Genomic DNA, 19,025 nt, shown 5'->3' with positions numbered 1-19,025 from the left:
TTATCCTCTCCTTCCTAAGCGGTTATTTTGTTTCACTTGTTGTCGTTGTAACTCTGTTGCTAAATAAGGCGCCGTAGTTGCTGCGACAACTTTTCCATCTAACGTTGACTCTACTGTCACAAATAATGGTCGATTGTATGCATCATTTTCTAAACGATGGTCAATCGTTGCCGTGAAGTTTCCTCGACCAGCTAAGTCCAAGGCAAAATCATTTAACAGCGGTAAATCTAAAATAGAAGCCATTGCTCTACTAACGGCTGTTTCGCCTGCATAAATCCCCGTGGCAATCGTGCCGCCGAAATTCAATTTATGCAAATCAGATAAGGGACCTTCTTTTGCTGGTGAAAATGGTAAAAAGTTACGAATTTTACTGACGACCCCATCAATTGCTTCTTTGGCTTTTCCAATTGCGCCTGTAATCCCATCAGCAATCATGCCGACAATATTCGCACCGGCATCGGTGAATTTTGAAAACCAACCTTGGATTGCTTGCCAAGCGCCTTCAATTACAGAACCAATGGCAGTTTTTACCTGATCGGCTGCATTGGTAACCCCATTTTTGATATTTTCAACTAACTGTCCGCCAGAAGCTAATAGTTGACCAAAATAAGAACCAATCTTCGTGATCATTTGTGAGATTAATGTTCCTGCTGCGGACAACAAGGCACCCAATAGACTGAGTACACCATTAATTAAGGCTTGAATCAGTTGAATCCCAGCACTTAATAACTGTGGCAACGCATTGATTAACGCACCCATGAAAGCGGTAATTAGCGTAATTGCTGCAGTAACCAATTGCGGTAAAATTGAAATAATCCCTTGGATCAAAGCCATTAGCAATTTGACACCTGCGCTGATGATTTGTGGTAAGGCACCAATTAAGGCATTTACCAATGTCAAAATTAAGGTAATAGCTGCTGCAACTAAGGTTGGTAAAATCGAAATAATCCCTTGAATTAACGCCATTAACAATTTGACACCTGCGCTGATAATCTGTGGTAAGGCACCTATCAACGCAGTCACTAACGCTAGAATAATCGTCAGTGCTGATTGAATTAACTGAGGTAAAATCGTCATAATCCCAGTGATTAATGCCATCAAAATTTGTAAACCAGCAGTCAAAATCAACGGTAACATAGTAACAAATGCATTAACTAAGGCCGTGATAATTGAAACACCTGCTGTAACTAGCATTGGTAACGCTGTGATAAAAGCTGTCACTAATGTAGTGATGATATTAATCGCTGCAGTTGTAATTGTTGGCAAGGCGGTGACAATCGCATTAACTAAAGTCATTAATAAGCTCAAACCAACTTCTATCAACATTGGTAAGACTGTTGTAATCCCCTGAATCAACGTAGTAATAATTTGTGTTGCCGCTTCAATTAAGACGGGCAAATTGGCAACGATCGCACCAACAATTAACGTAATTAAACTAGATAACGCGGTTACGATGCTTGGAATAGCTTCTGTTATTTTCCCGAGAATACTGGTTAAGACGGTTGTAAAAAGTTGTATAACTTTCGGTAGATTAGCCGCAAGCATTGTTGTAACCGATGTAATCGTGTTACCTAAATTATCAAAGACTTGGGTAATACCACCCGCACTCAAATCACCGGTTTTCATCCAGGCCGTCACGAATGAAACAATCAAGGAAATAATTAGACCAAACGGCCCAGAAATTCCTAATGCAGCCAGTGCAACTTTTGTCAGAACTTTTACCAAAAGACCAACCGCTAAACCAGCTTTGTCAAAGGTACCACCAAATTGCCCTAATAAGTTACTACCTAATTGCAAACCGCTGGCAAAAACGCCCGTTAGCACACGACCAATTGTTGAAAAAATAGTCGCCATTTTCTCTAAGCCTACTGCAAAAAATTGTTTAAAAACTGCCATTACTTGCTGAAAGGCCGGCTGGATCTGTTGTAGCAATCCTACCAATTTGCCAAACGCCGCTGAAACAGCTCCTTGAATGGCACTAGCTAAGCGATTGATACTATTTCTAAATGTTTCATTGGTTTTATAGAAATAAACAAACGCTGCTACAGCTGCTAAAACGGCTGCTACAATTAAAATTAATGGTCCTCCACTTAAGGCACTAAAACTAGCACTTAGTTTTGATAAGCCACCACCTAACTTCCCAATGTTTCCTTGTACAAGAGCCAAACCAGCACTAAACTGTTGAAATTTTTGCTGAGCCATCGTTACCATAATCAGCATGGGCCCAATGGCGGCTAAAATGCCCATAATGGCAACAATAAAAACTTGGACGGGTTTTGGTAATTTGATAAATAAATTCACCAAAGCTGTAATGCCTTTGACGACTGTGATAACCACTTGAACCAAAATTTCCATTCCTGGAGCCATCACGCTTTGAATCACTTGTGCCGCCGCTTCAAATGATTGATTCATCTGAGTCAATGCCCCTTGCAACTCGCCTTGCAATGAATCAGAAATCCCTCCTGCACTGGCCATAATCAGTCCTTGCATTCCTTGAAATTCGCCACTGACCCCAGCACCGACGCCCATAGCTGTTTTTAAAACGTTCAGCATAGGTAAGGAAACGGCACTAGTCATGGCCGTCCCAAAGCTCAGCATATTATTTTGTGCATTAGTAAAGCCATCAGAGGTTTCTTTCCCCACTTTTTTAGCTGCTTCACCAGCTTGTTCAGCAGAATCTGTTAACGCTGTGTTCATTTGATCTGCTGCCTTTGCTGTTTCGTCTCCTGTTTTTTTCACTGTTTCTCCAGATTGTTGCATGACGGTTTTAAATGTGTTCATGACAGTGGCTGACTGATTGACACCCGCACTAATTTTCCCTAAATATCCACTTAATAAGGCATACTCACTGCTCATACTTTTTAATGCTTGTTGGACGCCTGCAAGGCTTTTCTTTGCCTCCGATAACGGCGTTTTTTCTTTGTCATTCTCCATCTACTCTCCTCCCTTCTCGATAGCGGCGTAGACGCTCTGCCACAGTGGCAAGTTGCGTTTTTTTCCGCTCATTTAATTTCGTTCGTTGTGGCTGGTTAGCTGCCAGAACTTCAGCAACTCGTTTTTCATAATCATAAAAACTTTTAAAGCTTTCAAAAACGGGTTTTCCTTTTTTGTTTGTCGCTTGCGCTTTAACATTTAAGTAGGCAAGCTCGTGCCTTTTCCGCTCTTCATCTACTTCTGCTAAATTAAAAGCAATCATTCGTAATTCAAATTCAGACATGGTCATCCGATCCACTTCTTCAAATGAACGACAGCCTAAGTAGCGAAAAGCAGAAAGAGCGATGTCGTGATACACGTCATCGCTCGTTTTAATTAGTTGGTCGCTTGCGCTTCTGCTTTCTTCGCTTCTTTGCTGAACTGATCGATCATTGGTTTTGTAAGAGGTTGCTTTCCCATTTCTTTAAGCAAGTCATCTGAAAGCTTTTTGACATCTTGGGTCATTAACCATGCTTCAATTTCCGACTTACCTATTTTTAATTGCCCACTTTGTAAAGCTTCCATGATGTCAACTAAGATTACTGGATTGTATTGGCGTAAATAAATCATTGCTGAACTGATGCCCATGCCGAATTTGGCAGCGCCATTTTCAATTTGGTAACGTTTATCTAATTCGCGAATCGCGCCAATCGTAAATTTCACTTCAATTGTTTTTCCGTTAATCTCTAAATTCATTTTTTATCCTCCTAAAATTCAACACTTTTTTTGATTATGCGCCAGGTTGTGCTGCTTTCTCTGGAACGGTATCATGGAACGCATATTGTGCTTCCGCAATAATATCTGCTTCTACTGTTGCAAAGCCATCTTGTGGCTTGCCATTAATAGAGGCTTCTGTTTCGATTTCTACTAATTCTTCTACATTGGCTGGTAAACTCCATGAATTTACATAACCTTGGGCATAAATTGCTGGATATTTACCTTCCGCATTTTTTTCACCTTTTAAATCAACGTCCCAAAATTCCATTAAGATGCCATCTTCAACTGCGTCTTTCATGTATAAATTTTCATCATCTCGAGAGGCTAAACCGCTTAACGATAACGTAACTTCTAAACCAGAAACAGCATTCGCAACGCCATCTTTTGTTTGCGTACCGCTCGATTCACGTGAGAATTCCCATTCATGTTCAATTTGAAATAAGGGTTTCATTGCTTTCTTTGTCGCTGCTTCATCCAAGCGACGAACTAATAAAATACGGTCTTTTCCTTGCATAACTTCTCCCATTGATAATTCCTCCTAGTAAAATTGCATGTGTAATGGTAGTACAGCATGCCAAATTGTTTTTTTCATTTGTTTGGTATCTTTTACCATTTGTGCTTTGACTTCTTGATGTTTGATACCCCAATTAAAATGAGCCGTTCGTTTTAAGTTACTAGTTGCCTGCCGTAAAATCGTTCCTTTAATTGTAGAAATTTGTTGTCGTTCAGATAACGCACCATAAACATGCATTATTAATTCAATCTCTCCCAAAATAGCTGATTTAGTTGGCTTAGGTAATTCTTTACTATCACCTAAGTAAACAAATGGCTGATCTGGTAAATCTGTCGGCAGTTCCTCTAGCAACAAAAATCCTGACGTCTGGCAGATTGCAACAAGGGCTTCATATAACTCTTGTTCCGCTTCATTCATTTTTAGCGCCACCTTTCCATTCAAAAAATTCAGGATTGGTTAACAAATTGGCTCTCTTCTAGTCAAAATGAAGGATCTTGAAAGTAGCCGGCATTTTCTGCTCCTTCATAGCTGACACAAGAAAGCAGTCAAAATTATAGAATTCCGTGTCTTCATTTTTTTGGTTGCCTCACGTTTATCTATCTCTTTCGACACTATTAATTTACCATGTTGACACCTGAAAAAATTCCACGCTTTTTCCATGTTTACATCCCTAGTTCATCCGCCACCGCTTCAAAGAAATGATTTCTTAATTTATAGGCTTGGCTTTTACTAATAAATAATTGCTGGGCAAGTCCAATTAATGTTAAAGAGGGCCGTTTTTTCATATATAGTTCTTCAATAATCACGCGCGTTTGTTCATCCGCTTCAGCTAAACAATTTTTGATAATGTCTCGATTTCTCTCTAAATTCCACAGACGACGATCCATAGCTATCGTAATCGCCATTCGTTCGGTCACTACAGAGTGAAGTCCTTGTCCTCTAATACCAGCATTTAAATCTGCTTCTTGAAAAGGGTGCCGTAATTCTTCTTCCCGTTGACGGATATACTCATCTGTTTTATAAAAGTCTGCTAAAATATCTTTGATATAATTAAATGTTGACGTACGCATTGGTTAATCTCCTTTACTTTTATTCATTTAAAAGTGTTAATCGATAAATAAAATAACACTCTTTCGACATGTCTAAGCCGTGACGAATCGCTTCATCTGAATAACCGAGCCAAATTAAATAGAGATACTCGCTTTTTGTAAACGATGCGGCCTTGATGGATTGGATGGGTCTTGATTGATCCATCGACCAATTACCGATTGCTTGTCCTAATTCTTGAATTTCCTGCATAATAAGTTTATTTTTTTGACTTGCCCAATCGGGATATTGATTCATTAGTTGTAAGAGTCGTTTTCTTTTTTGTGCTTTTTCGCTTTGTTGCTTTGAAATATCTTTAAATACAACGCTTTTCATTTCAAATAAATCTTTTTTACGTTTTGTTAAATTACTCATGTTTACGGCCTTCTCTTTCACCAATTAGATAACCTAACATCAGTGTCATTGTCCAAAAGATAAACCCAATAATAATTGTTAACATATTTATTTCACACTCCTCATTCGTTTGTCTGTTGTGTCTTTATATTGGAAAACATAACCACTGGCATGCTTCATTAGACGAGAAATAATGCGTGTTCCATAGGCCTCCACCAGTTGTTTTCCAGAAAAATTAGTAGTAAAAATAGTTGCTTTATTCTGTCTAGCTTCTAAAATTCGGTTTAAGATGTCATTGTTAAAATCCGTACTAACTTTATTTTTAATTCCTAATTCAGCACCTAAATCATCTAAAACCAAAACGTCTGCTTTTTTCATTCTAGTAATATACGCTTGAGCCTTTGCTTGACTTTTGGCCGACTCATTCATGGACATTTTTAGTTTTTCTAATAACTCAGAGTAGCTGACAAATAAACAATACTTTTGATATGCAGAGCGTTCTAAGACTTCAACTAAAATACTGATAGCCAAATGACTTTTACCAACACCAGGTTTCCCTGAAAAAATAACGTGGATTGGCTTTCCTTCAACAATCGCTGAAACTGCTGCTAAGGCCCGTTCTTTTGCTTGTCTTGTTTCTAATTCAGTGGTTTGGTAATTGGTTAAGCGACATTGCCGTAGCGCATCATCAGCAATTAAGGACCCTTGATGAAAAAATTTTTGTGTACGCGCCATAAAACTCTCTTGAGAACGTTGCTGAGTGGCTTCGTGTTCATGTTTTTTTAGCATTTTATACCCACACGACCAACAAGTTGGGGCACAACGTTCTGTGCCATCTTTATTTTTTTGTTGCCAAACATATTGTTCACTGCCACATTCAGGACAACGGTCTTCAACTTTTTCTAACAATTGACTCAATAGTATTTGAAAAGTTTGATCTGTCGCATGCATACTGATTTCCTCCTTTCTTTAAAAACCTAACTCTTGATATTCTTCTGTCATTTGCAGCGCATGCTCCGACACTTGTTTTTTATCATTTACTAGAACTTCATGTACGGATAAATAATTTTGTTGCTCCCAACTTTTCAAAATAGCATTTACATAGCCATAATTCCGTTTATTTCGATCGATGGCAATTCCTAAAGCATGCAAGATTAATTGGCATGCTTCCTCTTGGCTAGCCCCTTTTTGCATAAAATCTTGCAACCAATACTTAAAATCTTGGCTTGTTTTTGAGGCCAGTGTACCAAAGCCGTTTTCCTCATAAAAATGATAAATCATCTTTAAACAATCGTTTTCTGAACTACTACCTTGACTCTGACCTAACTTAGACTGGACTATGCTTTCCTGTGGTAACCGTTGGTAGTCAGCTGGTTGACCACTGACAGACGATTCTGCTTTAAACGTATAAGCTTTGCTATTTTTTTCAACAATCTGATTTTTCTCTTCTTGATACAAGGTTGGTTTGTAACGATCACTGCGAATATAATTATGAATTTTCCAATGTTTGATAACGATCACACCACTTTCAAATACTAGAATAAATTTTTTAACCATTAGCAATTTTAGATCGTCTTCCCCACAACCGACCATTCGCTGCAATTTTTTGGGATTATTGATAAATCCATCATCATCGGCACGCATCGCTAAATGAAAATACAGAGCCTGACTTGATAAGGGCATATCTAAAAACGCATCACTATCAATAATCGTTTTTGCAAACATGCGTCGTTCTGCCAATCCGCTTCTCTCCTTTTAACTAAATTATTGTTACTCTGTCAGTAATTCCATGAGGCCAATCATACCAATCACGATGGCCCCAATTTTTATTGAGACACTGCTTATTAATAAAATAATTGCTAAAAGTAACATATCCGACAACGTTTTTTTATAGTTCCGACTCATTTCTTCACCCTTTCTACAAAGATACGGTTTTCCGAACAAATTGCTTAAAAAAATTTGTTCAGTTAACCGAACATTTGAATGGCTCTATCTTAGCACCAAATATTTTCACTGTCAACTCGTAAGTTCGGTTTTATGAACCGGTGATTTTAATTGCGATTGTTACTTGCCTTCTCTAAACAGGTATAGTATACTTTGAGGCAATAGGAGGTTCGGAAATATGAACATTTTTGCTATCCGTTTAAAAGAGGCTTTAACAGCCAAGAACATCAAACCTAGTGATTTAGCGAAAAAAACTGGCATCGGTAAATCTTCAATCAGCGATTGGCTAGCTGGTCGTTACGAAGCAAAACAAGACAAAGTTTATCGCATTGCAGATGCATTAGACATTAATGAGGCCTGGTTGATGGGGCAAGAAGTTCCCATGGAAAAAAATGCCTCAACTATCGACCGCATTTATAAAAAATTAGAGCCCCAACGACAAGCCATCGTTTATCAATTTGCCGAACAACAATTACACGAACAACAAACGCAAGCAGAAATTCTCTCATTCCCTCGCCGTGACGAAATGACACTGGCTGCCCACGCTGGGGATCCAGAAAAGATATTTTCAAAAGAAGAAATCGAGAAAATTCACGATTACTTGGATGAAATTGATGCCAAATATCAACAATCGATTTCTTCTGACAAAAAAGAGGATTAACTTCCCATCTACTCTTTTTATTAAGTAATGGCAGGTGAATGGTAAAGTGAATGATTATGAAAAACTCGTCAGTTCCATTCAAAAGGATGTGACGGTTTTAGAAATTGATTTATACAATCAAACAGGTTGTTATGGGTTGTATCGAAATGGCAAAATTTATATTGAAAAAACATTGAGTACCCGTCAAAAGAAGAACATTTTAGCCGAGGAATACGGGCATTATCAAACATCCGTTGGCACTATTTTAAATCAAAATTGTACAGAAAATCGGAAGCAAGAGTTGAAAGCCCGCAATGTGGCCTTAGAGCAATTAGTTACATTAGACGATTTAATTCGTTGCTCTGAAGCTGGCTTAAGCAACCATTATTCTTGTGCTGAATTTTTGGAAATCGATGTTGAAACATTAAAAAATGTGATTACGTACTATCGACAAAAGTATGGCGCCACTTATCTTTATAAAGGACGGATTTTTGAATTTAGGGATTATTCTGTGATGGTATTAAATACTGGGTTAACTTAAAAAGCATGGAACAAAATCAATAAGGATTTTGTTCCATGCTTAAAAGTATTCTGGAAAATTCAAGAGCGGTTTTTGTACCAATGGTTAATATGTCCGACGCCAAGCATAAGATTTGGGACAAGTATGAGGACGAATATAAATGACGGCCAAAATCCGATGAACTGAATAATATGTTCCCGCATACTATGTAGTACAAAGAAGAAAAGAAAAAAGTACAGGGAACTCTTGCCTGAACCCATTTCTTTTAAATAACGATCTCCATTTTTATAGAAAACAACAATTCTTTTCATCTTTGCACCTCCATGACTATTTTATCAAGAAATCATGAAAAGAAAAAGCACACCATTCGTCTGGTGTGCTTTTTCTTTTTAATTATTCACCTTGATTCAACTTACGAATCAACTCATCAATGTGATTTCCGTATTGAACAGATTCGTCTCTTTCAAAAATCAACTCTGGTGTTTTATACAAGGTTAACCGTTGTCCTAATTCTTTACGAATCAGTCCTTTGGCTTTGTCTAAGCCTTGTTGAGCTTTTTGTTGTTCGGAAGCTAAATCAGATAACAAGCTGTAATAAATCGTTGCTTGTTGTAAATCACCGGTCACACGAACATCTGTAATAGTGATGCCTTGGACGCGTGGATCTCTGATGCGTTTGTTCAAGATATCATTCACTTCACGCATGATTTCTTGACCTACACGACGGTCACGATAATTTGCCATAGTGTCTTCCTCCAATTACTAAAATTATTGTTTGATTTCTTCCATAATGAAGCCTTCAATCGCATCATCTACACGTAAATCATTGAAGTTTTCAATCATAGCGCCACATTCAAAACCAAGTTTGACTTCTTTCACGTCATCTTTAAAGCGTTTCAAGCTTGCTAATTTACCTTCATAAATAACAATACCATCACGAATGACACGAACGCCACTATCGCGGCGAATAAAGCCTTCTGTAACATAACAGCCAGCGATTGTGCCAACTTTAGATACTTTGTACAATTCACGAACCGTCATTTGACCCGTAATTTTTTCTTCAAATTCTGGATCTAATAACCCTTTCATCGCTGTTTCGATTTCTTCTAGGGCTTTATAGATAATACGGTGTAAACGAATATCAACTTCTTCTTGTTCTGCTTGTTGTTTCGCTTGTGGTGTTGGGCGAACGTTAAAGCCGATAATAATCGCATTACTTGCTGCGGCTAAAGTTACGTCGCTTTCATTGATGGCCCCAACTGCCGCGTGAACAATTTTCACACGAACGCCTTCTACATCAATTTTTTGTAAACTTGCTGAAACGGCTTCGGCAGATCCTTGTACGTCTGCTTTGACAATGATATTAACTTCTTTTAATTCGCCTTCTTTTAGGCTTTCAAATAAGTTATCCAATGTCACACGGCTACTTGCTGAACGTTGTTCAAGCAACGCACGTTTAGCCCGTTCTTCCCCTGCTTGACGTGCTGTTTTTTCATCTTCAAAGACCACAAAACGATCACCCGCTTGAGGAACATCATTTAATCCGGTAATTTCCACAGGAGTTGCTGGTCCTGCTTCTTTATCACGGCGGCCCATGTCATTGGTCATCACACGAACACGTCCATAAGTATTACCAACAACGATTGGATCACCAACATGTAAAGTTCCTTGTTGAACGAGTAATGTCGCAACCGGGCCTTTACCTTTATCTAAGCGCGCTTCAATCACTGTTCCAATTGCTTTTTGCGTTGGATCAGCTTTTAAGTCTTCTACTTCAGCAATCAGTAAAATATTTTCCAATAGTTCATCAATGTTTTGATTGAATTTCGCTGAAATATTGACGAAAATCGTATCTCCGCCCCACTCTTCAGGAATTAATTCATGTTCACTTAATTCTTGTTTCACATGATCAGGGTTCGCACCAGGCTTATCAATTTTGTTAACTGCTACAATAATTGGCACTTTTGCCGCTTTGGCATGGTTAATCGCCTCGATTGTTTGTGGCATTACTCCATCGTCCGCTGCAACAACTAAGATGGTAATATCAGTGATGCTGGCACCACGCGCGCGCATACTAGTAAAGGCCGCATGTCCTGGTGTATCTAAGAACGTAATTGGTTTGCCATCAATATCTAACTGATAGGCACCAATATGCTGCGTGATTCCGCCCGCTTCACCTGAAGTCACACGAGAATGGCGCAATGTATCTAATAATGTTGTTTTCCCGTGGTCTACGTGTCCCATGATTGTGACAACAGGGGGACGTGTAGTTAAGTTTTCTTCAACAACTGCTTCCGGTTCGAAGAATTTATCAATGTCCGCAATATCAACTTGGACTTTTTCTTGCGGTTCCATGCCATAGTCCACAGCTAATAATTCAATTGTATCTTTATCTAAGGCTTGGTTTTGGTTAACCATGACACCCATCATAAATAATTTTTTGATGATTTCCGCTGGTTCGCGGTGGATTTTTTTCGCAATATCCGCCACGTTCATACCTTCTGTATATTCTAAAACATCTGGTAATTCACGGAATTTACGTGCTGGTACTGCTGGCTTCGCTGATTCTTGTTGATGTTTGCCTTTTTTCCCTTTTTTGTTGAAACGATTGCGGTTTTGGTTATTAAAGTTATTCCGGTTATTACGATTTTGACCGCCACCAAAATTGTTGTTACGGTTTTGGCCGCCACGATTTTGGTTGTTCCCGCCATTGTTATTTTGGCTTGTCCGATTTTGATTCGTTGTAGAACCGTTATTGTTTTGGGTATTGCGGTTTTGATTGTTTGTATTTGTTTGATTGCTACGGTTTTGTGTGTTGCTTTGGCCGTGACGATTTTGGTTGTTGTTGTTTCTTTGTTGTCCATTCGTTGATTGGTTTTTTGGACGATTTTGGTTATTTCTTTGTTCACCAGGTTTATTGTTCATTGGTTTCTTATTGGCTGGTTTATTTTGTGTTGTTTGTTGCTTTTGGTTGTTTGTTGCTTTTGATTGAGTATTTACGGTACTTCCTCCTCCGAATGCTTGACGAAGCTTTGTTTCTTGCTCGGAACTAATTGCGCCCATATGGTTTTTAACATCCATACCTAATTGATGCGCTTTATCGACAACGTCTTTGCTTGCTTTATTCATTTCTTTTGCTAGTTCATAAATTCTTTTTTTTCCCATGCAATCACCTTCCTAACCTTTTAGTAATTCCTTGATTTTGGTGGCAAATCCTGCATCAGTTACTCCGATAACCATTCGTGGTCGCCCAATCGCTTGGCTGAGCTCGAATTGACTGAACAGTTCGCTAACAGGAACATTATAATAAGAACTTTTGTCCTTGATTTTCTTTCTAGTATTCTCACTGGCATCTTGTGCAACAAACACAAATTTCGCTTTGTTTGCACGAATATCTTTAAGGGTTAATTCCTCACCTGTGACTAATTTACCGGCGCGCATTGCTAAACCTAAAAGGTTCAAAATTTTGGTTTTATTTTCCATCGCCAAACAACTCTTTGCGGGCTTTTTGATGTGTTACATAATCCAATAGTTCTTGATAAAATTCATCACTTAATTTTGTTTCTAAGACACGATCAAGAATTTTTTTATCCCAAGCTTTTTGGACTTCCGCAGGATCCAAATCAACGTAAGCGCCACGTCCAGGTAATTTACCAGTTGGATCTAAGGCCACTTCACCTTCTTTGGAGCGAGTAATTCTGACTAATTCTTTTTTCGGTTTCATTTCGCCTGAAACAACCGATTTACGCATTGGAATTTTTCTCTTTTTCATTTTTTCACCCTCCAAAAACGTTATTCTTGTTCAGGTAATTCTTCTGTAATTTCTGCTTCAACAACTGCTTCTTCAGTAGCCAAGTTTTCGTAATCATCTGCCGTCATATCTGAATGGATAATTGCTTCATCCATTTCTTCTGCCACTTCGGCAACTTCTTGATTGGCTTGTTGTTCATAAAATTCAGCCATATCAGATTCTGATTTGATATCAATTTTATGGCCCGTTAATTTAGCAGCTAAGCGCGCATTTTGACCACGTTTACCAATTGCTAATGACAATTGATAATCAGGTACAACAACTGTACATGCTTTGCTATTTTCTGGATCAAAAATAACATCTAATACTTGAGCTGGATTCAAGGCATTACTAATATAAATAGCTGGATCTTCGTTCCATTCCACAATATCCATATTTTCGCCTTTTAATTCATTCACAATCGCTTGGACACGTTGGCCTTTTGGACCGACACAGGTACCCACTGGATCAATATTAGGATCTGTTGAACGAACAGCTACTTTTGAACGATCGCCAGCTTCACGAGCGACACTTACGATTTCAACAATTCCATCATAAACTTCTGGAATTTCTTGTTCAAAAAGACGTTTTAGTAAATCTGGATGACTACGGCTTACAAAAACTTGTGGGCCTTTTGATGTGTTTTCAACACGTGATACGTAAACTTTAATCCGATCATGCGGTTGGTAAAATTCATTTGGCATTTGATCTTGTTTTGATAAGACTGCTTCGATTTTACCCAAGTTTACATAAATATAACGACGATCTTGACGTTCAACAATTCCTTGCATGATGTCATTTTCGTATTCGCTAAATTCATTATAAATAATTGTTCTTTCTGCTTCACGGACACGTTGTAAAATTACTTGCTTTGCTGTTTGGGCAGCAATGCGGCCAAAGTCTTTTGGCGTAACTTCAAAACGAATTTTGTCGCCGATTTCATATGCACCATTTAATGCAACGGCATCTTTTAATGAAACTTCCAATTGTGAATCAAATACTTCTTCTGTTACTTCTTTGACAGCATACACGTGAATATTGCCTTTTTTTGGTTCAAATTCAACTTCGACGTTGCTTGCTTGTCCATAATGTCTTTTATATGCAGAAACTAAAGCTGCTTGTAACGCTTCAATCACCGTATCTTTAGGAATCCCTTTTTCAGCTTCTAATACGTCTAATGCATTTAACATTTCTTTGCTCATTGTTTTTCTTTTCCTCCTATGGATTCGTTAAAGCTGAACGAGTGGTTCTTCTTCCAAGGGAAAAACTTCTCGTTAAAACTTGTCACAGGCCCGGCTAAAAGTAAAACTTTTAGTGGACCCTTTTTTACATTCGAGTCTGTTGATTAAAATTGAATGGCTAAACGAGCTTTTGCGATATTTTTACGTTCAAAAGTCATTTCCTTCACTCTGGTTTTAATTTTTACACTTAATGTTAATTGTTCTGAATCAAGATGGACTAAGGTACCCTCAATCTGTTTTTCTCCATCAACTGCTTGATAAAGAGAAATATGAATGTACTTGCCTACCGCTTGTTCATAATCGCTTTCTTTCTTTAACGGACGTTCTGCTCCCGGAGAAGAAACTTCCAGAAAGTACGCTTGCGGAATTGGATCTGGATCCATTGCATCTAGTTTTTCACTTAATTTTTCGCTGACAAAGGCACATTCCTCAATATCAATGCCACCTTCTTTATCGATAAATACTCGTAAAAACCAATTTTTTCCTTCCTTAACAAACTCTACTTCCACAAGTTCAAAATTTTGTTCTTCTAAGATTGGTGTGACTAACTTTGTTACAGTTTCCACAGCACTACTCAAAATTTTCGCCTCCTTCGAGATTGATGTAACGAACCGTGTCCTGATGATTTTTCCATCAAAAAGAGTGAGCAGAAATCCGCTCACTCCCAACTAGTATCATTACGCTAAAGATAGTATAGCACAGAACCATTCCAAACTCAAATGAACAAGCTAAATCTCTCGAAATTTGCACATTTTGTCTCGATTACTGAAACTATCTAAGCGATTATTTTTTCGTTTTAAAATAGATAAATAATCCTTGAATCAAAAGAAGGCTACCTAAGAAAAGAAACGCGTTTTCTTTTGTTTCTCCTGTTTTTGGCAATTCTTTATTACGAATCGCCTGTTTTTCAATGGTTATCGAAGTAGTTTCTGTGGTTGAATTCGTGGTAGTATCTGTTGTCCCACTCGTTGGTGGCGTGGTACTTTCTATAGGTTTTTCTGGCGTATAGTGATTAGTAAATACTTGACCTCCATCATACTGAATAGTCGCCACGAGATTTCCTAAAAGTACCTCGACGGTTACTTGAACTTGAAGATTATGCGTATCGTAGGAAACACCTGTCTGTTGCGTGTTTACTTCCCGAATGGTGTATTGATAGTTTCCGGGAGTTTCAAAGGTTAATGGTGAAAATTGAATTTTCCCTAAAGTATCGTTACTAACCGTTTCTAGTACTGTGCCTTTCTCATCTAACAATTCAAATTGAAATTCAGCATCCTTCAGTGGTTTTCCTAAAAGAACTTTTTCAGCTAAAAATGAAGCAGCGACTGGTTGATATGAAATCTTATGATTCACAACAGTTTTCAGTGCAACTAAGTTTTTACCAAAGTCTTCAGGTGTTATTGGAATCTTGTTTTGCGAAAGTTGGTAACCAATAGGTGCTTTGGTTTCTACTAAAGTATAGTTATCTTTTAACAAGCCTTTAACAATCGCTGTTCCGTTTTGATCTGTTGTGATTTTGGCCACTGTTTGATTGGTTGAGTTACGAATGAGTTCAAATTCTGCACCTGCTAAACGCTGGCCCGCTTCATCTTCTTTATGAATTTCAACAACATATTGTTCACCATTGGCTTCTCCACCACCCGTTTGTGAGACACGACTCACTTCGACTTCTTCCACCACCGTTTGATTTTCTGTTAATTTTGCATAATTTGTGAAGGTTTCACCTTTTTCGGGAAGATGATCGATTTTGGTTTTATAGGTGATACGATATTCGTTAGTCCCAATATTGCCAAAATGTACCGAAAAATTACGGTCATCAGGACCATACTGGACAGCCAACTGACCAGTTATATCTTCCTCTGGCGTGAACTGCCAAATAGCATTTCCATCCAGTGTCCATTGTCCTCGTTCAATTTTCATAGTGTCTTTCATATAACTTAAACTTTCTGTTTTTAGCACATCTTCCACTTCTAAATCAGTATACGTTTGCCCTGTTGGATTAATCCGTAGTACATTGTAAATTTCGGTTGGATCGTCTTCAATAAACCACGAATACTTGCTAAATTTTTCGTTAGCATCATCGCCTTCACCTTGGTAATCAAGTTCGCCAGCAAATATTTTTTCCCCTTCAACCGTGACGTAAATAGGAATCTTGGATTCATTTTCGACATTTTCGAAATCAATCAAACTTGTAAAATATAAAGACCCACTAATATTGGCATGGTTTTCTACGTAATCTGTATACGTTAACGTGACCGTTTTATTTGCTACATCGGTCTGTGCGATTGCAACCACAGCACCTGTATCATCTACTACATTAAAGGTCATATTTTTCTCGAGACGTAGCTCTTCGGGCAAAGTAATCACACTCGTATCCCCACTATTAACGGTATTATCCGGTAAGTTGAACTCAATTCGGAGGTAGATGTCTGTATATTGATTAATGGTCCCAAGTGGGTTTCCCTCTTTGTCCGTTAGCTGAATCGCTGTCACAATGTTGCCCACTTGCTTACGCGGTACTACGTTTGGCGTAGCAGAAATTTGATTGGTTTCACTGGTACTAGTTGGTTCCGTTTGCGCATATCCTGTTTCAAGTTTCAGAAAAGGCGTTATCAGCGTCGACAAAAGAATGAAAAACATTCCCCAATAGACAAAACTTCTTTTTTTCATTTTTATTCAATCCTTCCTATCTAAAATAATTGGTTAGGTTTATACTATCAAGGATTAACTAGGTACAAGTGTTTTTATTTTTCCCAACAATAAAAAACAAAAAACACCGAACCAAAATAATTTTGGCTCGGTGTTTTGCTCCTAATGTCTTTTCTTATAAAACCATAATTGAACTTTTTCAGAAATGGTTGATAAATGTTGGAAAGTTGAGTCTGCTGCAAAGAAAAGAATGGCTAAAAGTAACAAGGCTGTTGGCGATACCGAAGTTAACGAGAACAAGTTTTTCATGGAAATACTTGTAAGAACCATTCCGATTAAACAGCCAATCATTACGCGCTTGCGGTAACGATTCATTGGTGAACTAATTTTATAAAGAACCATAAAGCCGACTGAAACTAGCAACAATGTTGCAGTCGTTGAAATGTCCGTTTTTTGAAGTGCAAGAATATCACCACAAATTAGTAAGGCACCGACTACCAACATATCCGTTAACCCACCAGGAATTGCTTTTGATAACACATTGAAAAGAAATTTCCCTTCAATGCGACGATGATTTGGTTCCAAAGCTAGAAATGTCGAAGGAATACCAATTGTAAATAAACTAATCAATGTGACTTGTGTCGGTTGTAAAGGATATGTCACGGCAAAAATCATAGCAAAGACAGACATTAGCAAGGAGAAAATATTTTTTACAAGGAATAAACTTGAAGAGCGTTCAATGTTATTAACTACTTGGCGGCCTTCAAAGACAACCTCCGGCATCGTTGAAAAATCAGAATCCAACAACACAACTTGCGAGGCTTGTGCTGTAGCTTGATTTCCTGAAGCCATGGCAATACTACAATCTGCTTCTTTCATGGCTAAAATATCATTGACTCCATCCCCTGTCATCGCCACTGTATGATCTAATTTTTTCAACAATAGTACAAATTGTTTCTTTTGTTCTGGCGTGACACGACCAAAAACGGTGTATTTTTCTAAAGCTTCTGTCTGGGCTTCCATTGTAGTTAATGTTCGCGCGTCCACATAATTTTCAGCACCAATAATGCCTGCCGCTTGTGCTACATTGGATACTGTTAAAGGATTATCGCCAGAAATGACCTTAATGGCCACATTTTGTTCAGCGAAATATTCAAAAGTTGCTTTGGCTTCTTTACGAATCGGATTCCAAAGAAGAATGTAGCCTAGAGGTTGAACCTCTGCTGCCAACGTTTCCTGAAATTCTCCTAAATACTTTCCAAACACCAATAAGCGATAGCCTTGACTTGTATAATGTTCCACTTCAGATTGATACATTTCATAATTGTCTCTCAAAATCATCTCTGGCGCCCCAAGAATATACGTCGCTTCCGGGAAAGTCACGCTACTAAATTTTTCGACAGACGAAAACGAGGTATAGCTAACGGCTTCCCTCTGATTATTAGTAACAAAAAATTCTTTCATAGCTTTCATCGTATCGTTGTCAGCTGACATTGTTCGACAAAAATCGCCAATTAATTTTTCGACATTGGTTAAGTCTGTACCATCATTTTCGATACTCACCACAGGAACCAACTCTTGGACTTCCATCGTGTTTTCAGTAATTGTTCCTGTTTTATCTACACATAACACATCGACACGTGCTAAGGATTCGATACTTTTCATGTTGTGCAATAAAACGCCGCGCTTCGCTAAGCGCATTGTGCTGGCAGCTAATGCAACGGTTGTTAAAAGGTACAACCCTTCTGGAATCATCCCAATCAAGGCAGCTTCCATGGAGACAATGCTGTCATGAAGCCCTTGATGGTTGATGAAATAACTTTGGAAAAATAGAACACAGCCGATTGGAATAATAATAATCCCTACCCATTTCACCAAACGGTTAATGGAACCGACCATCTCTGATTGTTCCCCTTTTTTAATTGATTTCGCTTCAAGCGTCAATTGATGAACATAGGCCTCAGCGCCAATTTTATCAATTCTTGCATAACAAGAACCTGACACAATAAAGCTACCTGACAAAAGTTGGCTATCTGCTACTTTGGTAATCTCATCAGATTCCCCAGTTAACAAGGATTCATTCACACGGACTTCACCAGATAAGACAATTGCATCCCCAGAAATCTGTTCACCCGATTTAAAGAGCACCACATCATCCAAAACCAGCTCATCTGGCGAAATTTCTTGTTCTTGGCCATCCCTCACAACGGTTACTTTTGTAGCGTTTAGAATATTTAAGCTATCTAATACTTTCTTCGACTTAATTTCTTGGTAAATTCCAATGACCGTATTAATGATTACTACTGGCAAAAAGGTCATATTTTTATAAGATTGTACCAGCATTAATAACACGCCTAGTACCACAAAAATTAAGTTGAAATACGTAAATACGTTATTAATAACAATCTGTTTCGTTGTGATAAACTCTGTATCGACGGCGGCATTGACTAAGCCTTTTCGCTTTCTTTCTTCAACTTGTGCGGCCGTCAAGCCTTGTTTATCTTCTGGATAATAGCGTTCCGCGTTAGCAGTCACTGCTATTGGTTCATTTTCTTGCATTTCTTTTTTTCTTCTCAAACACATCACCCCTTGTTCTA

20 protein-coding genes are annotated in these 19,025 nt (G+C 38.2%); 2 read left to right on the top strand and 18 right to left on the bottom strand.

Annotated elements, in window-relative coordinates; all coding sequences use genetic code 11:
* The 10 genes from IGM13_RS05880 to IGM13_RS05835 form a co-directional block, all read right to left on the bottom strand.
* Positions 1-2,934: a phage tail protein gene (locus IGM13_RS05880; RefSeq protein ID WP_002419815.1), complete on the bottom strand. Its 2,934-nt coding sequence runs from the start codon at positions 2,932-2,934 to the stop codon at positions 1-3.
* Positions 2,924-3,292 (bottom strand): hypothetical protein, encoded by a 369-nt coding sequence (locus tag IGM13_RS05875; protein WP_002361692.1) that lies wholly within the window; start codon positions 3,290-3,292, stop codon positions 2,924-2,926. The genes IGM13_RS05880 and IGM13_RS05875 overlap by 11 nt, the downstream gene beginning before the upstream one ends.
* 17 nt (positions 3,293-3,309) lie before the next feature.
* The gene (locus IGM13_RS05870; RefSeq protein ID WP_002357848.1) at positions 3,310-3,669 is read right to left on the bottom strand and encodes a tail assembly chaperone; all 360 of its coding nucleotides are present in this window, start codon (positions 3,667-3,669) and stop codon (positions 3,310-3,312) included.
* Between the two features lie 34 nt (positions 3,670-3,703).
* Positions 3,704-4,216 (bottom strand): phage major tail protein, TP901-1 family, encoded by a 513-nt coding sequence (locus tag IGM13_RS05865; protein WP_002419816.1) that lies wholly within the window; start codon positions 4,214-4,216, stop codon positions 3,704-3,706.
* Between the two features lie 12 nt (positions 4,217-4,228).
* On the bottom strand, positions 4,229-4,645 hold the full coding sequence (locus IGM13_RS05860; RefSeq protein ID WP_002382237.1) for a hypothetical protein: 417 nt from the start codon (positions 4,643-4,645) through the stop codon (positions 4,229-4,231).
* Between the two features lie 221 nt (positions 4,646-4,866).
* Positions 4,867-5,274, bottom strand: a complete 408-nt coding sequence (locus IGM13_RS05855; RefSeq protein WP_002419817.1) for a RinA family phage transcriptional activator — start codon at positions 5,272-5,274, stop codon at positions 4,867-4,869.
* Between the two features lie 19 nt (positions 5,275-5,293).
* On the bottom strand, positions 5,294-5,686 hold the full coding sequence (locus IGM13_RS05850; RefSeq protein WP_002360492.1) for a hypothetical protein: 393 nt from the start codon (positions 5,684-5,686) through the stop codon (positions 5,294-5,296).
* Between the two features lie 66 nt (positions 5,687-5,752).
* Positions 5,753-6,595 (bottom strand): ATP-binding protein, encoded by an 843-nt coding sequence (locus IGM13_RS05845; RefSeq protein ID WP_010715123.1) that lies wholly within the window; start codon positions 6,593-6,595, stop codon positions 5,753-5,755.
* An 18-nt stretch (positions 6,596-6,613) separates the two neighbouring features.
* A complete protein-coding gene (locus IGM13_RS05840; protein ID WP_002419821.1) occupies positions 6,614-7,369 on the bottom strand; it encodes a DnaD domain protein in 756 nt (251 codons plus the stop codon).
* Positions 7,370-7,414: 45 nt separating this feature from the next.
* Positions 7,415-7,549: a hypothetical protein gene (locus IGM13_RS05835; RefSeq protein WP_002360495.1), complete on the bottom strand. Its 135-nt coding sequence runs from the start codon at positions 7,547-7,549 to the stop codon at positions 7,415-7,417.
* A gap of 217 nt (positions 7,550-7,766) precedes the next feature.
* Here IGM13_RS05835 and IGM13_RS05830 point away from each other — a divergent pair, with 217 nt between their 5' ends.
* Both IGM13_RS05830 and IGM13_RS05825 read left to right on the top strand, forming a co-directional pair.
* Entirely contained in the window at positions 7,767-8,249 is a 483-nt protein-coding gene (locus IGM13_RS05830; RefSeq protein ID WP_002371257.1) for a helix-turn-helix domain-containing protein, read from the top strand.
* A 34-nt stretch (positions 8,250-8,283) separates the two neighbouring features.
* Positions 8,284-8,769, top strand: a complete 486-nt coding sequence (locus tag IGM13_RS05825) for a toxin (protein ID WP_002382232.1) — start codon at positions 8,284-8,286, stop codon at positions 8,767-8,769.
* A 372-nt stretch (positions 8,770-9,141) separates the two neighbouring features.
* Here the strand turns inward: IGM13_RS05825 and rbfA are convergent, their stop codons facing one another.
* The 8 genes from rbfA to IGM13_RS05785 all read right to left on the bottom strand — a co-directional run bounded on the left by rbfA (position 9,142) and on the right by IGM13_RS05785 (position 19,011).
* Positions 9,142-9,492: a 30S ribosome-binding factor RbfA gene (gene rbfA, locus IGM13_RS05820; protein ID WP_002360497.1), complete on the bottom strand. Its 351-nt coding sequence runs from the start codon at positions 9,490-9,492 to the stop codon at positions 9,142-9,144.
* A 24-nt stretch (positions 9,493-9,516) separates the two neighbouring features.
* Positions 9,517-11,913 (bottom strand): translation initiation factor IF-2, encoded by a 2,397-nt coding sequence (gene infB / locus IGM13_RS05815; RefSeq protein ID WP_002419823.1) that lies wholly within the window; start codon positions 11,911-11,913, stop codon positions 9,517-9,519.
* Positions 11,914-11,925: 12 nt separating this feature from the next.
* Positions 11,926-12,231, bottom strand: a complete 306-nt coding sequence (locus IGM13_RS05810; protein WP_002357860.1) for a YlxQ-related RNA-binding protein — start codon at positions 12,229-12,231, stop codon at positions 11,926-11,928.
* Positions 12,221-12,520, bottom strand: a complete 300-nt coding sequence (rnpM, locus tag IGM13_RS05805; protein ID WP_002363794.1) for an RNase P modulator RnpM — start codon at positions 12,518-12,520, stop codon at positions 12,221-12,223. Before rnpM ends, IGM13_RS05810 begins: the two co-directional genes overlap by 11 nt.
* 20 nt (positions 12,521-12,540) lie before the next feature.
* Positions 12,541-13,740, bottom strand: coding sequence for a transcription termination factor NusA (gene nusA / locus IGM13_RS05800; RefSeq protein ID WP_002360499.1), 1,200 nt, complete (start codon positions 13,738-13,740; stop codon positions 12,541-12,543).
* Between the two features lie 143 nt (positions 13,741-13,883).
* Positions 13,884-14,357, bottom strand: a complete 474-nt coding sequence (rimP, locus tag IGM13_RS05795; protein WP_002357863.1) for a ribosome maturation factor RimP — start codon at positions 14,355-14,357, stop codon at positions 13,884-13,886.
* A gap of 205 nt (positions 14,358-14,562) precedes the next feature.
* Positions 14,563-16,449 carry an Ig-like domain-containing protein gene (locus IGM13_RS05790; protein ID WP_002419825.1) on the bottom strand — a complete coding sequence of 629 codons (1,887 nt, stop codon included), beginning with the start codon at positions 16,447-16,449 and terminating at the stop codon, positions 14,563-14,565.
* A 141-nt stretch (positions 16,450-16,590) separates the two neighbouring features.
* On the bottom strand, positions 16,591-19,011 hold the full coding sequence (locus tag IGM13_RS05785) for a cation-translocating P-type ATPase (protein WP_002419826.1): 2,421 nt from the start codon (positions 19,009-19,011) through the stop codon (positions 16,591-16,593).
* Positions 19,012-19,025: the final 14 nt, after the last annotated feature.

The organism is Enterococcus sp. DIV0561 (genome assembly GCF_050539875.1).
GTDB lineage: Bacteria > Bacillota > Bacilli > Lactobacillales > Enterococcaceae > Enterococcus > Enterococcus faecalis.
This window is presented reverse-complemented; position numbering and strand designations above follow the sequence as displayed.